At 42.1% G+C, this 14,842-nt stretch carries 12 protein-coding genes and 1 pseudogene; 6 read left to right on the forward strand and 7 right to left on the reverse strand.

The genetic code is table 11. The annotated features are described in order from the left end of the window. The 5 genes and pseudogenes from BFP97_RS15265 to recF all read right to left on the reverse strand — a co-directional run bounded on the left by BFP97_RS15265 (nt 1) and on the right by recF (nt 4,846). Entirely contained in the window at nt 1–2,418 is a 2,418-nt protein-coding gene (locus BFP97_RS15265; RefSeq protein ID WP_139135325.1) for an ABC transporter permease, read from the reverse strand. Between the two features lie 39 nt (nt 2,419–2,457). After that, nucleotides 2,458–2,652, reverse strand: a pseudogene (locus BFP97_RS20945) (permease prefix domain 2-containing transporter); the annotation flags it as partial. Continuing rightward, complete coding sequence (locus BFP97_RS15270) at nt 2,642–2,989, reverse strand: PadR family transcriptional regulator (RefSeq protein WP_069843251.1); 348 nt, start codon at nt 2,987–2,989, stop codon at nt 2,642–2,644. The gene BFP97_RS15270 and the pseudogene BFP97_RS20945, both read right to left, overlap by 11 nt. 166 nt (nt 2,990–3,155) lie before the next feature. Next, nucleotides 3,156–3,656, reverse strand: coding sequence for a DinB family protein (locus BFP97_RS15275; RefSeq protein ID WP_069843252.1), 501 nt, complete (start codon nt 3,654–3,656; stop codon nt 3,156–3,158). 86 nt (nt 3,657–3,742) lie between these two features. Further along, the gene (gene recF / locus BFP97_RS15280) at nt 3,743–4,846 is read right to left on the reverse strand and encodes a DNA replication/repair protein RecF (RefSeq protein ID WP_069843253.1); all 1,104 of its coding nucleotides are present in this window, start codon (nt 4,844–4,846) and stop codon (nt 3,743–3,745) included. A gap of 90 nt (nt 4,847–4,936) precedes the next feature. Between recF and pdhA the strand changes: the two genes are divergently transcribed. The 4 genes from pdhA (at nt 4,937) to BFP97_RS15300 (ending at nt 8,586) form a co-directional block, all read left to right on the forward strand. After that, complete coding sequence (gene pdhA / locus BFP97_RS15285; protein WP_069843254.1) at nt 4,937–5,968, forward strand: pyruvate dehydrogenase (acetyl-transferring) E1 component subunit alpha; 1,032 nt, start codon at nt 4,937–4,939, stop codon at nt 5,966–5,968. A 57-nt stretch (nt 5,969–6,025) separates the two neighbouring features. Next, complete coding sequence (locus BFP97_RS15290) at nt 6,026–6,715, forward strand: tetratricopeptide repeat protein (RefSeq protein WP_069843255.1); 690 nt, start codon at nt 6,026–6,028, stop codon at nt 6,713–6,715. 64 nt (nt 6,716–6,779) lie between these two features. Then, nucleotides 6,780–7,256, forward strand: coding sequence for a 6,7-dimethyl-8-ribityllumazine synthase (ribH, locus tag BFP97_RS15295; protein WP_069843256.1), 477 nt, complete (start codon nt 6,780–6,782; stop codon nt 7,254–7,256). A gap of 10 nt (nt 7,257–7,266) precedes the next feature. Further along, nucleotides 7,267–8,586, forward strand: coding sequence for an aspartate kinase (locus BFP97_RS15300; RefSeq protein ID WP_069843257.1), 1,320 nt, complete (start codon nt 7,267–7,269; stop codon nt 8,584–8,586). Nucleotide 8,587: 1 nt separating this feature from the next. Here the strand turns inward: BFP97_RS15300 and BFP97_RS15305 are convergent, their stop codons facing one another. Then, a complete protein-coding gene (locus BFP97_RS15305; protein ID WP_083262599.1) occupies nt 8,588–9,637 on the reverse strand; it encodes a WD40/YVTN/BNR-like repeat-containing protein in 1,050 nt (349 codons plus the stop codon). Then, nucleotides 9,634–10,440, reverse strand: coding sequence for a hypothetical protein (locus BFP97_RS15310; RefSeq protein WP_069843258.1), 807 nt, complete (start codon nt 10,438–10,440; stop codon nt 9,634–9,636). The genes BFP97_RS15305 and BFP97_RS15310 overlap by 4 nt, the downstream gene beginning before the upstream one ends. A gap of 154 nt (nt 10,441–10,594) precedes the next feature. Here BFP97_RS15310 and BFP97_RS15315 point away from each other — a divergent pair, with 154 nt between their 5' ends. Further along, nucleotides 10,595–12,970 (forward strand): ABC transporter permease, encoded by a 2,376-nt coding sequence (locus BFP97_RS15315; protein ID WP_069843259.1) that lies wholly within the window; start codon nt 10,595–10,597, stop codon nt 12,968–12,970. A gap of 280 nt (nt 12,971–13,250) precedes the next feature. After that, the gene (locus tag BFP97_RS15320; protein ID WP_221406613.1) at nt 13,251–14,834 is read left to right on the forward strand and encodes a hypothetical protein; all 1,584 of its coding nucleotides are present in this window, start codon (nt 13,251–13,253) and stop codon (nt 14,832–14,834) included. Nucleotides 14,835–14,842 lie beyond the last annotated feature (8 nt).

The following is a 14,842-nucleotide window of genomic DNA, read 5'->3' on the forward strand; positions in this document are numbered from 1 at the left end:
TTATTCAGTTCTTAAATTGTCTATTGGGTTAGTGTTCGCCACTTTGAGGGATTGAAAACTCACCGTTATCCATGATAGCACTAGCATGAGTAAACAGGCTAAAACATAGATTAATGGACTAATTTTGATGCGGTAGGCATAATCACTCAGCCATTGATTACTTAACCAATTTGCTACTGGTATGGCGATCAAACAGGCAATTCCAACTAGCAGCGTGAAGCCTCCAATCATTTTCTTGAAGAGTTGTATAGATCTAGCTCCCAGGACCTTTCTTATACCCATTTCTTTCTGACGTTGCTGTGCCATAAATGAGGCTAGACCTACGAGTCCTAAAATGGCCACTAGAACTGCCAATGTTGAAAAGGAATTGACTAGACCTTTGAGTTGAGTTTCCTTTTGGTAAAGGTTTCTATAGTCCTCACTTGCTAAACGCGCTATAAATGGTTGGCCTCCAGAGTGTTCGTTCCATATAGCTTCTAATGTTGATAGGGCTTCAGAGGGGCTGCCTGTAAACTTTACTGACAAGGTCCATGGATCGTAACCTTTATAAAACATCAGTGGCTTGATAGTCTCTTTCATAGAGCTGAAATGGAAGTCTCTAACCATACCGATCACATTCATATTATAGACTTGACCCCTAACTTTCCACTGTAAACTTTGACCAATTGGGTCGTCCATTTGTAATGCCTGAGCCATACTCTGATTTATGATCACCGCATTACTATCTGAAGCAAGTCCGTTTTCATAATTTCTACCCCTAATAACATCCATGCCCATGGTAGGAATGTAAGCTTCGTTAATAGCCCAGCTTTGTGCATTTACTGTTTGTATTTCCCCTTTTTCATCAATCTTATCCACATAGTATTCTCTTCTGGTACCTTTGATGGGGGTGTAATCTGTTCGACTAAAATTGAGAATATTCGGACTCGCTTCTAGTTCATTCCTAATGGCCGTTTCTCCTCTGTCGTAACGGGTCAGGTCCATAACTTCCAAGTTGATCAATTCATCTTTTTCAAAGCCCAAAGGCTTGTCCATAACATAATCCAACTGATTGTTAATCACGATTGTGGAAATGGCCAAAAACGTGGAAATAGAGAACTGTAAAACGACAAGTCCACTTCTTAACCAAGCCTTGCTCCCACTTTTGCCCTCTTGTCCTTTGAGACTTTTAACTGGATTAAAAGAGGAGAGTACTATGGCCGGATAAAAGCCGGCAACTATACCTATCACTACGGCACCGATTATCATGACGAGCCATAATGGTGTTGCACCTCCCATGTCAAAGCTCATATTTGTACCTGCTAGTCTGTTAAAATAGGGTAACGTGAGAAATGCCAGCAGCCCCGATACTGTGAAGGCAGCAAAGCTGTAAAGACTTGATTCGAAGAGAAACTGCGTGATGAGTTGTTGGCGTTGAGAGCCCATTACTTTTCTAACGCCTACTTCTTTAGCTCTGAGTGCGGCACGCGCGGTACTCAGGTTGACAAAGTTGATACTCGCTATCAGTAAAATGATGATGCCAATCAAGGAGATTGTTCTTACATTTTCAATACTTCCATTGACCTGAAATTCTCTGGGCAGGTTAGATTTTAAATGAATATCTACAAGAGGTTGAAGATAAAATCGGGCATGATTACCCTCAGAATTGATAAGGTCGGCAGGTACCTGGAACCAGCTTTCCATCAGTGGTTTCATGTGGGTTTCAAGAGCCGCATTCAATTTTGACTCTATTTGTTTAGGGTCTGTTCCTGACTTAAGTTGTAAATAGGTGTAAGAGTTGAGGTTGTTCCAACCATAGTCATATCTGCTGGTCTGGTACGCATGTGACATGATCAGGTCAAACTTGAAATGCGAGTTTTCAACCATGTCTTCGTAGACCCCCTTGACGATGAAGTCAGCATTGTTATAAGAAACCGTCTTGCCAAGGGCGTCTTCTCCAGGGAAGAGGTGTTCAGACATAGACTCTGAAATGACCATCGTTTTTGGTTCGTCCAAGGCACCTTCTGGGTTCCCTGAGACAAAAGAAAATGAGAATATCTCGAGTAATTCGCTGGTGGCATAGGTTACATTCAAAACCTGCATCTGTATTTCTTCCAGGTCAACTACAGTTTTAAATTGCCCGACCATGAGACGTGCTGCATTTTCTACCTCCGGTACAGTTTCGAGCATATGCTCGGCTAATACTACTGGAGCAGTAGGCGTATGAATTTCACGATCTCCTAATTTCATGTCGGTGACCACCCGATAAATGTCCTTAGAATTTGGAAAGTGTTTATCTACATTATATTCCTGTCTGACATAAAGAAAGATGAGTAAGCAGGAGGTAATGCCCACAATCAGACCGGAGAGGTTGAGGAACGAATAGAGAGAATGCTTTTTAAAGTTTCTCAGCGCGATGGTTATATAATTTTTGAACATAACAGTGTTGTTTGATATTTGAGCGACCCTTTTTAAGGCAAAGGGTCTTAAAAAATTTAGTGCATGGAACCAATAGAATACATCGGATTTCCATTTCGGATGATCTTCTCGGAGCACTTGATAATGCTCTAAAAGATCCCCTTCTATTTCTTCCAGCAGACTGCCCTTACACACCACATGCAAAATCCAGTTTGCCAACCTTGGTGGCTTATGCAATTTTAGTTCAGGCGACACCGAAATTGAGCCCTTTAAGTGCTATCTCAGGAATTTGGTTGAAAAGACCGTTTCGTAATTCATGGTTCTTTTCCAAAGCCCTTTTCCCATTAGCTGTAATCGAAAAGAGGCGTTTGCGTCTTCCCCCTCTTTCGTGGGTAGCTTCGGCTAACTCTGACTTTAAAAAACCCTTTTCCTGCAGTCGACTGAGGGATGAGTGTACTGCCCCAATCGCCACCTTTCTTTTGGTTTGGCTAATGATTTCTTCGCGAATGTTGAGACCATATGCTTCGGGGTGCAATACCCCTACAATCAATAAGACCAGCTCTTCAAATTCGCCTAATTGAGTTCCTTTCATTTTTATTTCTTTTTAGATACTCAGATAGAATTTTGATCAATCAAATTTCGTATTTGTAGAACAAACATATAAACAAAATCTACATTTATGAAATTTGACAATAAAAAAAGCGTCACCGCAGCACGAAAACGAACCGCAATGACGCCTTTAATTGGTGTGATAAATACTATCTGTAACTCGGAGGAGTAATTCCTTTCATTCTCAAATAAGTGACAATTTGACCTCTGTGGTGCGTATTATGATCTAGATAAGACATAACACCCGCTGTAAAGGCATCATTAGATTCTTGCTCTAAAATGAATTTATTGATGTCGTCAAATTTTTCGGTTGCCCATTTTACGAGCTCCTCTTTTGTCTTTGAATTTTCATCACCCGGAGCCCATTGTGCACCAGCACCTTGTTCCAGTGCTCTTCTGAAATAGTCAATGCTATAGGCGATATGATAAGCCTGAGCAGCAAAAGTACGCTGGTCTTCATTCGGTTTATAATCATAGCTTTCGGCTGGCATGGCTTCTAAAACTTCAATGGTGAAGGCTTTGGAAGCGTTTAGCCTATTCTTCATCCAGTCATACCCGCCATCTTCAGCAGGTTTCATAGAGGTAAATAAAAAAGTAGCTGACAAAATTAGCGTGAGCGCCACAGCTGATAGTTTGAAGGTAGTTTTCATGGTAGTTGTTTTTGTTAAACCTCAACTTTTTACGTGTATGAGAGCCCTTAGTTGCCTAAGGGGATTATGAGGCTCAAAAATGAGCTTTAGGCAAGTAATTCCACCTGGCCCTGATCTATTGAGAAAAGCTTGACGTCCTGGTTAATCTCTTCAAAAATTGAAAGTGTTCTTTCGGGTCTCGCGTCCGTCACGAAGATTTGACCGAAGGTTTCTGAAGCTACCATTTCTACCAATTTGGTGATGCGAAAATCATCTAATTTATCGAAGATGTCATCTAACAAGAGAAGGGGTTTAATACCTTTCTTATCATATAGATAGTCGAAGTTGGCCAATTTGAGTGCAATCAGATATGACTTTTGTTGCCCCTGAGAGCCAAACTTGCGAATGGGTTTTCCATTCATGAGAAAAGGAAAGTCATCTTTATGAATGCCGATGTTCGTTCTCTTTAGAATCAGGTCCTTTTTTAAGCTTTCAGCGAATAGTTCCCTAATGTTTTCAAAGAAGTGAGACTCGTACTGCAGATCGATTGCCTCACTTTCTTCTGACAGATTAGCGTAATGCCCGTTGACAAGCTTTTGAAAAGCCTTAAGGAATTGCTCTCGAACTTTGAAGATCTCACTTCCCAACTCGATCAGCTTTTCGGTAAAAGGCTGAAGTTGATCAGCATCAAAGAAGTCTCTTTCGGCAAACTGTTTCAGCAAACTATTACGCTGTTTTAAGGCGTGGTTGTATTGTATCAAGTTCTGAAGGTAGTGGCCATCTACTTGAGAGATGATTGCGTCAAAGAACTTTCGTCTGTCTTCGCTTGTCCCTCGAATTACGTCTGTATCATTGGGTGCAATAAGTACCACTGGAAACTTACCAACATGTTCACTGGCCCGCTTATAAGGCTTATCATCCAATTTGACGAGCTTCTTTTTGCCAAGCTGAAGGCCACAAATTACAGTTCTGGATTTTTCTTCGAGTTCAAAATTTCCTCGTACTGAGAAAAAAGATTCATCGTGAAGAACACATTGCTGATCCTGAGATTGAGAGGCGCTCTTGGTGAAAGACAAATAGAATATGGCGTCCAAAAGGTTAGTTTTTCCACTTCCATTTTTGCCAAGAAAGCAATTGATTTCCCTTGAAAACTCTAGCTGAGCAGAAGGGTAATTTTTGAAATTGGAGAGCCTTAACGATTCGAGGTGCATTAATTTCAAAGTTGAGGGTTTTTGTCTTATTTTCGCACTCCTGTTTTAATAAATGAAGATAAGAGGTTAATCCTCCGAAAATATAAAGCTATGGCTGCAACGAAAGGAACAAGCAAAGCAAAGGCGACTAAAAAACCTAAATTTTCTAAAGACCAATACATGTTCTGGTTTGAGAATATGTTGTTTCAAAGAAGGTTTGAAGAAAAGGCAGGTCAGCTTTACGGACAGCAAAAAATTAAGGGCTTCTGCCATTTATACATTGGACAAGAGGCCTGTTCTAGTGGATCGGTAAGTGCATTAAAAGAAGGCGATAAGTGGATCACCGCTTATCGTGATCATGGCCAACCGCTGGCATTGGGTTCTGACCCTAAAAAAGTGATGGCCGAATTAATGGCAAAGGCCACGGGTATCTCAAAAGGAAAAGGAGGTTCGATGCACATGTTTGACAAAGAGAAAGGCTTCTTTGGAGGACATGGTATTGTAGGTGGTCAGGTACCATTAGGTGCTGGAATTGCCTTCGCTGAAAAATACAATAAGACAGACAATCTGTGTATTTGTATGATGGGAGATGGTGCCGTGAGACAAGGTGCCTTTCACGAAGCCTTGAATATGGCAATGACCTGGAAGCTGCCTGTGATTTTCGTTATAGAGAATAACGGTTATGCCATGGGTACTTCTGTTGAAAGAACTTCAAATGTAAGAGAGCTTTATACATTGGGTGAAGCCTTCGATATGCCATCTGCACCAGTTGATGCAATGAATCCAGAAAACGTGCACGTAGCAGTTGAAGAAGCTGCTGATCGTGCCAGAAGAGGGGATGGACCGACATTGCTTGAGTTCAGAACTTATAGATACAAAGGACACTCCATGTCTGACCCTGCTAAGTACCGCAGCAAAGAAGAGGTTGCAGAATATAAAGACAGAGATCCAATTGAGTTTGTAAGAGCTAAGATTTTGGACAATAAATGGGCTTCTGAAGAAGATTTGAAGGCTATTGATGTTAAAATCAAAGCTGAGGTTGAAGAGTGTGTCAAGTTTGGAGAAGAGTCTCCTTATCCTGATCCTTCAGAAGCATACAAAGATGTATACGTTCAGGAAGACTATCCTTATATAATGGAATAGGTTTTAAAGCCTTGTTATTCAACATTTTCTTTATATTTGCGACCTAATTTTCAAGAGATGGCGAAGAATAATTCTTCAGAGGAGACAAAAACCACCAAAAAATCAGCGAATTCAGTTGAGGAATTCAAAAAAGAGGTGGGCCCAATCGGGTTTATTGGAGCGATTGTAGGCTTAATCGTTCTAGTGGGAGCAGCTGTTATTTTCTTCCTTGATTACAAGAAAGATCAGAAAAACGACAGTGCTCAAAACGAGATTTTCCAAGCACAGTATTACTACGAGAACGATAGTATCGAGTCGGCTCTATTAGGAGACGGTCGAAGCCTTGGCTTTTTGGATATCATTGACATTTATAGTGGTACTGAAGTGGCTAACCTTGCACACTTCTATGCTGGTGCTTCTTACCTTAAGCAAAGAAATTATGCTGAGGCGATTGAATACCTCGAGAAGTTCAGCACTTCAGAAGAGATTGTTCAGGCTAGGGCGAATAAGTTGTTAGGTGATGCTTACATGGAGCAAGGAAACTTCACAACTGCCGCTAAGAACTATATGGATGCAGCAGAAACTGTTGATGACGAGTTCTTTGCACCTGGTTATTTGCTAAGCGCATCTTTGGCTTATGAAAAAGCTTCTGACCTTACTGGTGCGATTAGAGCCTTAGATCAGATTATTGATAATTACAAGGAGGCCTCAGAATACACTGAAGCTCGAAAACATAAGGCCAGACTAGAAGTCCTTGCCGGAAATTGAATTTAAAAGAAAATTGAATTAGAAGGTAAGGCGTAATGTCTTACCTTTTTTTGTTTATAGAACTATGGCATCAAGCGTAAAAAACCTAAGCGATTACAGTAGTAAGAATGTAAAAGACATCAGCGAAAGCACTTTCGCCATTGTGGTGTCGGAATGGAATGAAGAAGTTACAGAAGCCCTCTATCAAGGTGCTTTTGAAACTTTGGTGCGTCATGGAGCTCAAAAATCGAATATCATTCGAAAGAGTGTACCAGGCAGTTTCGAGCTTTCATTAGGCGCACAGTGGATGGCAAAAGAAGAAGCGATTGATGCGGTGATCTGTATTGGTTGTGTCGTTCAGGGTGAAACCAAACACTTTGATTTCATTTGCGATGCGGTGGCACATGGCATCACCAATGTCTCATTGAAGTATGACAAGCCTGTAATATTTGGTGTGCTTACACCCAATACCCAAAAACAAGCTTTGGATAGAGCAGGTGGAAAACATGGTAACAAGGGCGATGAAGCTGCCATTACCGCAATAAAAATGTTGGGCTTCTAATCAAGCAATGATGCAGGTATTAAAGTTTGGAGGTACTTCAGTTGGAAGACCTGATCGGATGAAGTCTGTAGCGGAAATTATTACCCGCAATGATGAGCCTAAGATTGTCGTATTGTCGGCTCTGTCTGGTACTACCAACGCTTTGGTGAGTATTGGTCAGTCGCTTGCCGATGACGACAAAAATGGGGCCCTCAAAAAAATTGATGCGCTTCATTCCCACTACAATAGCTTCATAAAGGACTTGCTATCCTCGGAAGCAAAGCGAAAGGAGGCAGAAGCTATAATTGAAGAGCATTTTGAGTTCTTTGGTATTACCTTAAAAATATCCTTCAACGAAGCATTGAATCGAGATATTTTGGCTCAAGGAGAGCTGATGTCTACGAAACTATTCACACTCTACCTGCAAGAATCGGGAATCAATGCCGCTTTATTGCCGGCCCTTGATTTTATGAGGACGAACGAGGCAGGTGAACCAGATTTAGACTTGATTGCCGATCGCCTGGCAGATAAGCTAAAGGCATATGAGGGTATTCCCTTACTGATCACCCAAGGCTACATTTGTAAGAACTATAAGGGGGAAATTGACAACCTCCAACGGGGAGGAAGTGACTACACGGCATCTCTGATTGGTGCTGCCGCACGTGCTGATGAAATCCAAATCTGGACAGATATTGACGGTATGCATAACAATGACCCAAGAGTCGTTGACAAAACATATCCGATAGCCGAACTGTCCTTCGATGAGGCAGCGGAGCTAGCCTACTTTGGCGCTAAGATTCTGCATCCCGCATCTATATGGCCGGCCCAGAAATTTGGAATCCCCGTCAAGCTGTTGAATACCATGCAGCCAGAAGCAAAGGGCACGATCATCAGCAAGTCCACAATTTCTGCTGATGTGAAAGCCTTGGCAGCCAAGGATGGTATTACCGCCATAAAGGTTAAGTCGACTCGTATGTTATTGGCCTATGGTTTCTTGAGAAAGATCTTCGAGATTTTTGAAAAGTATCGTACACCGATCGATATGATCACCACTTCAGAGGTTGCCGTTTCTGTCACCATTGATGAGGACGATAACCTTGAGAAAATTACCAGTGAATTGAGTCAATTTGGACAGGTGGAAATCGATACGAACCAGACGATTATCTGTGTGGTAGGAAACTTTGTGGCAGAACAGAAGGGAATCGTGAATAAAATCTTCGAGTCACTTACGGATATTCCGATTCGAATGATTTCCTATGGTGGAAGCCGTCATAATATTTCTTTACTCACGGATAGTGCCAATAAGGAAAGAGCCCTCAAAAAGCTAAATGAACACCTTTTCGGATTGTAATCTATTTAAAGGTCAGCTTAGCAACGGCCCCTCTTGGTCCTGAAGCCCAGGCTGATTTGCCTGTTTTACTGACCGATACGGCATAGTATTGGCCTTCCATTGGAGTGTAGGCCTCATCGCCTACGCGATAGTAATCGCAGCTTTGGCGACCAACGGCTAAGATGAGATTATCATCAAATACAGCTATTCCCGATCGGTATCCGCTGGGGCTCTGACTAGCCATCACCGGAAACCAGCTTTCTCCTTTATCGGTAGTATAGGCAGCATTGATTCTTGTGAGTGAATCCCCACGATAATCGCCTCCGACCATTAGACCTTCTTCTTCGTTTTTGAAATCAATAGAAAAAATACCTTGTGTTGGTTCGCCCGACTGAAGAGGCGTAATGGTCTTCGCCCAAGTCTCTCCTTTGTCAAAGGAATAGAATAGGCTGGCTTCAGGTCCACCAAGACCTATATAAACATTGCTTTCTCCATTGGTTCTTAGGCAGGTACCACTAGCAGCAAATCCCCCTTGGTTGGGTTTTGATACTGGCCGCTGATCAAAAGGAAGCTCAGACCATGTCTCACCGCCATCTGAAGTTTTAAGGATGAGTAAACGACTATCGATCGCATCGCCAAAAGCTATTCCCTCCTGATCGTTCCAGAAATCCATAGCATCATAAAAAGTGCCTTCTGCATCGCTAAAATACTTTTGTTCCCAAGTTTGACCACCATCGGTAGTTTTGAAAATGAGTGCCGGTAAGCCAGCACTCAATGCAATGGCAGTATTGGCATCAAAGCCTTCTATATCTCTAAAGTCTATGGTCTCTTGACCTGGAATACTCACATCTGTCCAGGTAGTGCCACCATCAATGGTACGTATCACTGTGCCACCGCTACCGCTGGCCCAAGCCACTTGATCCGATACTGTAGATAGGCCTCTGAGGCTTGCTTCCGTATTAGACGTTTGTGGTTCCCAAGCGGGTACTAAGGCAATTTCCTTCTCCTTTGTTTCTTTGCTTCCGCATGAAACCAGTGTTACCAATAAGCAAAAGGCTAAAACCTGTCTCATTCGCTGGTATTGGCTGGCTTCAGTGTTGGTTTCTCAGCAGAGGTATAAACACTTTCAGGAAGTTCATCGAAGACCATAATGTCTTCCATTTTTCCACGACCTCTGCTGCCAGAGAGCATAATGTCCTCGTATTTGGCATACTCAATCCAAGGGTTCACGAACTGAGGAGCCTCAGTTGATGTATTAGGGTAGTAGGCCCACTGGCTTACTAGTTTGGTTTCTTTATCGACCCAGACATAGTACATGTTTTGAGGCGTTCTGCCTACACCCTCGAAGGTCAGGTTGAGTTTGTCTGCAGCTCTACCATCTTCGGTGGCTTCTTCACCCACGTACTTTAATGTAACGCCCGAATCTTTAAGCTTGTAAGGCATCACCAACCAATAGGAGTCATTGATCCAGATACTTTTGCCTCTGTTGACAAGTACCTGCATGGAATCAGCATTTACTTCAATTTCATTTCCTTCACGGAATACTTTTCCTGTATCGTCATTAATATTGATCAGGTAAGTGGACTCACCCGAGTCGATTCTTACATTACCTGTCCATTTATCCCAAATGAGTTCTCGTCTGCCGAAGAAGTTCCAACAGATGTGTCTTGTGTCGTCCCATGCTTTTCTTCCGCCCATGGCTTCCATTACCTCATCGGCAATGGCAATGGCTTTCGCATCAGAGCCAGCCATATTGAAGCCTTCGGCAGGAGGATTGCCATAGACAGTTTCAGTATTGGTCTCTGAAGCTGAGTTACAGCCTACAAATCCGATGATCGCTAATGTCAAGAAAAGAAAGAAGTGCTTGAGTTTCATAGTACCTGATTTTCGGTCAAGTTAGGAAGTTCAGCTTTACGGTTCAATCCATTGATCAGACTTTTGACTGTAACCTATAGGCAATTGGTGTCATCCAATTTGATGGGCAATTCTGTAATCGCTTACATTGCTCTTTAACTCAAACAAAACGGTCATGCTCAAAAATTACTTCAAAATTGCCCTTAGGAGCCTTATGAGGCACAAGGGATATTCATTTATCAACGTATTCGGATTAACTGTTGGCATTGCTGCCGCAACTCTGATTTTGCTTTATGCGCAAAGTGAACTCAGCTATGACAAAATGCATAGCCAAGGAGAACAGATTCAATTACTGTATAAGGAAAGGGTTACTCCTACCGGAACTCAAGACACCTATGATACATGGGCGCCAACCTTGGAGGCTTTGAAATCAGATTATAGCGAGGTTTTGGATGGTGCACGCCTAACGAATAATCCGATATGGTTAAATGTTGGTGAAAAGAGGTTTCTGGAAAATGTGATTCTAACCGACCCCTCTTTCTTTACGCTTTTTGATTACTCCCTTAAGGTGGGAAGCAGGGAATCGGTGCTGGAGAACTTGAATTCTATTGTAATTAGCCAAGACGTTGCCGATCGCCTTTTTCCGGATGAAGACCCGATAGGAAAAACCATCGATGCCGCATCATTGGACAATCAATATATCGTAACAGGGATTTTGGGAGACATACCCTACAATACCAGGCTTCAACCAGAGGTGGTGATCCCAATTCAAAGCCATCCCCAGTATGAGGGGATTGCCGGCAACTGGAATTCCTCTTTTTTAGAAACATACCTATTGCTACAACCAGGAACTGACATTGCAGCACTGGAAACTAAGTTTGAAGACTTCATTGCTAAAATCTGGAATGCTGAAACAGCGGCTAATACAAATTTCAAGCTGCTGAACTTACTTGATGTCTACGATCGGTTTAATGAGAATAGACAGTATGCCTACATTTTGCTCACCGTGGCCATAGTTATCTTGACAATCGCCTCTATCAATTTTATGAATCTTGCTACAGCACGATCCATGGAACGGGCAAAAGAAGCAGGCATGCGAAAAGTTTTAGGGGCACTCAGAGGTCAAATGATCGCTCAGTACCTGATCGAATCCATGACGATTACCTTCTTCTCTCTGACCTTTGGTGTTATCCTTGCTGCACTTTTGCTGCCAAGCTTCAACAATTTCTATAATGTAGCGCTAACACTGAACTTGCTCGAAAATCCACTACAGCTAGGATTATTGGTTGGAATTGGCCTCTTCATAGGTTTGTCTTCAGGGCTATACCCTGCTCTGTACCTAACCTCATTGAAGAGTGTGGATTCTCTGAAAGGCAAAGTACTCAAGGCTCGTCCAATGGGTAAATTTGTAAGGAATAGTCTGGTGGTATTACAATTCGTTTTCTCCATTCTCTTGATTGTGGGGACCCTTGTGATCAGCAAGCAGGTGAATTATATGAAGAATAAGGACATGTCATTTAACAAGGCTAATCTCTTGGTATTACCCATAAGTCTTAGTGACTTTCCAAATGAGGCGGAAGGGACCGATCGGCTTAACAACTTTAGAAATAGTCTGAGAAATCATAGTTCGGTAGCCTCATTGAATGCCACCTCTTCACTACCTGGAAATTTTCCTGGAAGATTCACTTTTGTAGTTCCTGATGGTTTCACAAGAGAGCAAAGGTTACGGATGCGTTTTACGTATGTAGACCATGATTTTTTCTCGAATTTTCAGATAGAGTTGAAACAGGGGCGTGACTTTATTCCCGATAGTGAGCAAGACAGAACAGGGTCTGCTATTGTCAACCAAGCCGCGATGGATGCCTTTGGATGGACAGATATTGATGAGAAGTACCTGAATTTCGGTAGCCGAAAAATGAAGGTCATTGCGGTCTCAGAAAACTATAACTATCAGTCGCTGGCCAATGAAGTCGCTCCTGTGATTCATTATTACAGACGACCAACTAATGGAATTCATGGGTTTACTGTGGCTCGTGTTCAGGAGGGAAGAGCGCAAGACGCGGTCGAATTGGCACGAACGGAATGGCAGTCTGCTTTACCCAATGTGCCTTTTGACTATTACTTTCTTGACGATCAATTTGCACAGCTCTATGAGCAAGAGGACCGTTTGACCGGTGCGATTGGGGCCTTCTCCGTGGTGGCCATTATCATTGCGTCTTTGGGTTTATTGGGACTATCATCCCTAATGACGACTCAAAGGACCAAGGAAATCGGTATTCGCAAGGTATTGGGTTCTTCGGTATTCGGTATCGTCAGACTACTCTCCAGTGCTTTTACGAGAATGGTTTTGCTTGCCTTTGTTATTTCAGTACCACTGGCGGTTTACGGTCTGAATATATGGCTTGATAGTTTCGCCTATCAAACGGAAATAGGAATACTCGTCTTTATAGTTGCGCTTCTGAGCACCTTTGGGGTGGCCATGCTGACTGTAGGTTTCCAAACTGTGAAGGCAGCTACAGCCAATCCCATACAGTCCATGCGGTATGAATAGGGTATTAATGAATTAGACTGAAGCCATCTTTCAAGGTGGCTTTTTTTATGTCCAAAAACTTGTTTTGACATAGTTTCAACAGTTCAGTCCAGAAAGATTACAGTTCATTTCACTTGGGTTTTTTGTTGTATACAATCTTTTCATCATTGTATTGTCAATCCGCCACTAACAACAAGGTGGGTTTACCAAAAGTCAAAAACTCAAGTTTCAGGTGTGGGTTGGTCGCCCACCAAGCACCTGAGACAAAAACAAAAAGATTACGATTATGAAAGCTCAAAAAATGAAGAATAGAAGTATTATCATGGGAATAGCGATCGCCTTACTAGCGATTTTTTCATTGGTCAATGATTCGCATGCCCAAAGAAGTAAAAGCTCAACTACTGTTACCTCTTCGGGAGGTAAGTCAACAACAATTTCGTCATCAAAGAACGGTGCTCACACCTTCACTCACAAAACGGGGTCTCAAAGCCTCAATGTGGAATATGAAGGTGAGATTGAATTTGCCGAGGATGACAAGTCTATTAAATCTATCTCCAGAGGAGGTTACCTCTTCATCAGAAAAACCTCTTTCGGAAAAAGAAGAGAGGTTTTGGCTGAGCCAAATTCTGATGGTACGGTAGAATATGAATACAGAGTTGGCAGAAGAAAAGAAGAGTGGGGCAAAGAAGCTGAGGAATTCCTGGCTGATATGTTGCTCGAAGTTATCAGAACCACTGGTATTGGTGCAGAAAGCCGTGTTGAAAGGTTTTACAAGAAAGGTGGCCTTGATGCAGTTTTAGATGAAGTCAGTGATATCAGAAGTGATTACGTAAGCCAAATCTATTTGAAAGTACTTCTTGAGGATCAAGATCTGAATGATAATGAATTAGAAAAGCTTGCAGGCTATGTGCCAAGAGAGTTAGACTCTGATCATTACATCACTGAGGTATTCAAAGATCATAGCGATAAGTTCTTTAAGAATGAGAAGACGACAGAAGCCTTCTTAAATGCGATTGATCGCATGGACTCTGATCACTACGTGTCTGTTATACTTAAAAGAGCGATGAGAGAAGATTTGAGTGAAGCGGCTACCATCAAGGTGCTTGCTGCTGCTGAGATTATGGATTCGGATCACTACAAGACAAATGTTTTCCAGGACTTACTAAAGCGTAGAGATTTGAGTGATAATCTGATCGATCAAATCGTTAAGTCTGCCGCAGATATTGATTCTGACCACTATGCTACTATCGTCTTAAAGAAGGCTTTGGACCGTCCTAACCTTTCTGATAAAGCGTTCGAGAACTTAATGGATGCGGTATCTAATATCGATTCTGACCACTATACCACTGAGACGTTTAAGTCAATGCTAAACTCTCGACAGGTTTCAGATAAAGTAGTAGAAGCTGTGATGAGCAAGTTAGAGTACATGGATTCTGATCACTATAGAAACGTGATCATTAACGACCTGTTCGATAACCAGAGTATTTCATCCAAGTATTTCGATAACATCCTCAATACTGTGAATGATATTGATTCAGACCATTATGCGAGTCAGATTTTAATTAAAGTATTAAGAGATCAGGATTTGGATTCTGATGCCTATGCAAAAGTACTTGGGCGTGTTGCTGATATTGGTTCAGATCACTACAAAGTCAATATTCTTAAAAACGTATTGAAGGAAAGAAACTTGAAGAAGGATCACCTGGTGAGCATCTTAAAAGTAGCGGACTCAATAGGGTCAGACTACTACAAGTCTGAAGTATTAAAAGGTGCTTGTAGTGCTGTCCAAGATGCCGATGACACCGTCAAGTCTCAGTTCAAAAGAGTAGCCAAAGGAATTAGGTCTGATACGTACTACGGTCGCGTGGCACGTTGTGTAGACTAATGTTTTCT

The organism is Roseivirga sp. 4D4, assembly GCF_001747095.1.
GTDB lineage: Bacteria > Bacteroidota > Bacteroidia > Cytophagales > Cyclobacteriaceae > Roseivirga.

What these genes read in the sequence shown, in the direction of transcription:
- BFP97_RS15265 (WP_139135325.1), bottom strand. Translation starts at nt 2,418, where the DNA reads ATGTTCAAAAATTATATAACCATCGCGCTGAGAAACTTTAAAAAGCAT.
- BFP97_RS15270 (WP_069843251.1), bottom strand. Translation starts at nt 2,989, where the DNA reads ATGAAAGGAACTCAATTAGGCGAATTTGAAGAGCTGGTCTTATTGATT.
- BFP97_RS15275 (WP_069843252.1), bottom strand. Translation starts at nt 3,656, where the DNA reads ATGAAAACTACCTTCAAACTATCAGCTGTGGCGCTCACGCTAATTTTG.
- recF (WP_069843253.1), bottom strand. Translation starts at nt 4,846, where the DNA reads ATGCACCTCGAATCGTTAAGGCTCTCCAATTTCAAAAATTACCCTTCT.
- pdhA (WP_069843254.1), top strand. Translation starts at nt 4,937, where the DNA reads ATGGCTGCAACGAAAGGAACAAGCAAAGCAAAGGCGACTAAAAAACCT.
- BFP97_RS15290 (WP_069843255.1), top strand. Translation starts at nt 6,026, where the DNA reads ATGGCGAAGAATAATTCTTCAGAGGAGACAAAAACCACCAAAAAATCA.
- ribH (WP_069843256.1), top strand. Translation starts at nt 6,780, where the DNA reads ATGGCATCAAGCGTAAAAAACCTAAGCGATTACAGTAGTAAGAATGTA.
- BFP97_RS15300 (WP_069843257.1), top strand. Translation starts at nt 7,267, where the DNA reads ATGCAGGTATTAAAGTTTGGAGGTACTTCAGTTGGAAGACCTGATCGG.
- BFP97_RS15305 (WP_083262599.1), bottom strand. Translation starts at nt 9,637, where the DNA reads ATGAGACAGGTTTTAGCCTTTTGCTTATTGGTAACACTGGTTTCATGC.
- BFP97_RS15310 (WP_069843258.1), bottom strand. Translation starts at nt 10,440, where the DNA reads ATGAAACTCAAGCACTTCTTTCTTTTCTTGACATTAGCGATCATCGGA.
- BFP97_RS15315 (WP_069843259.1), top strand. Translation starts at nt 10,595, where the DNA reads ATGCTCAAAAATTACTTCAAAATTGCCCTTAGGAGCCTTATGAGGCAC.
- BFP97_RS15320 (WP_221406613.1), top strand. Translation starts at nt 13,251, where the DNA reads ATGAAGAATAGAAGTATTATCATGGGAATAGCGATCGCCTTACTAGCG.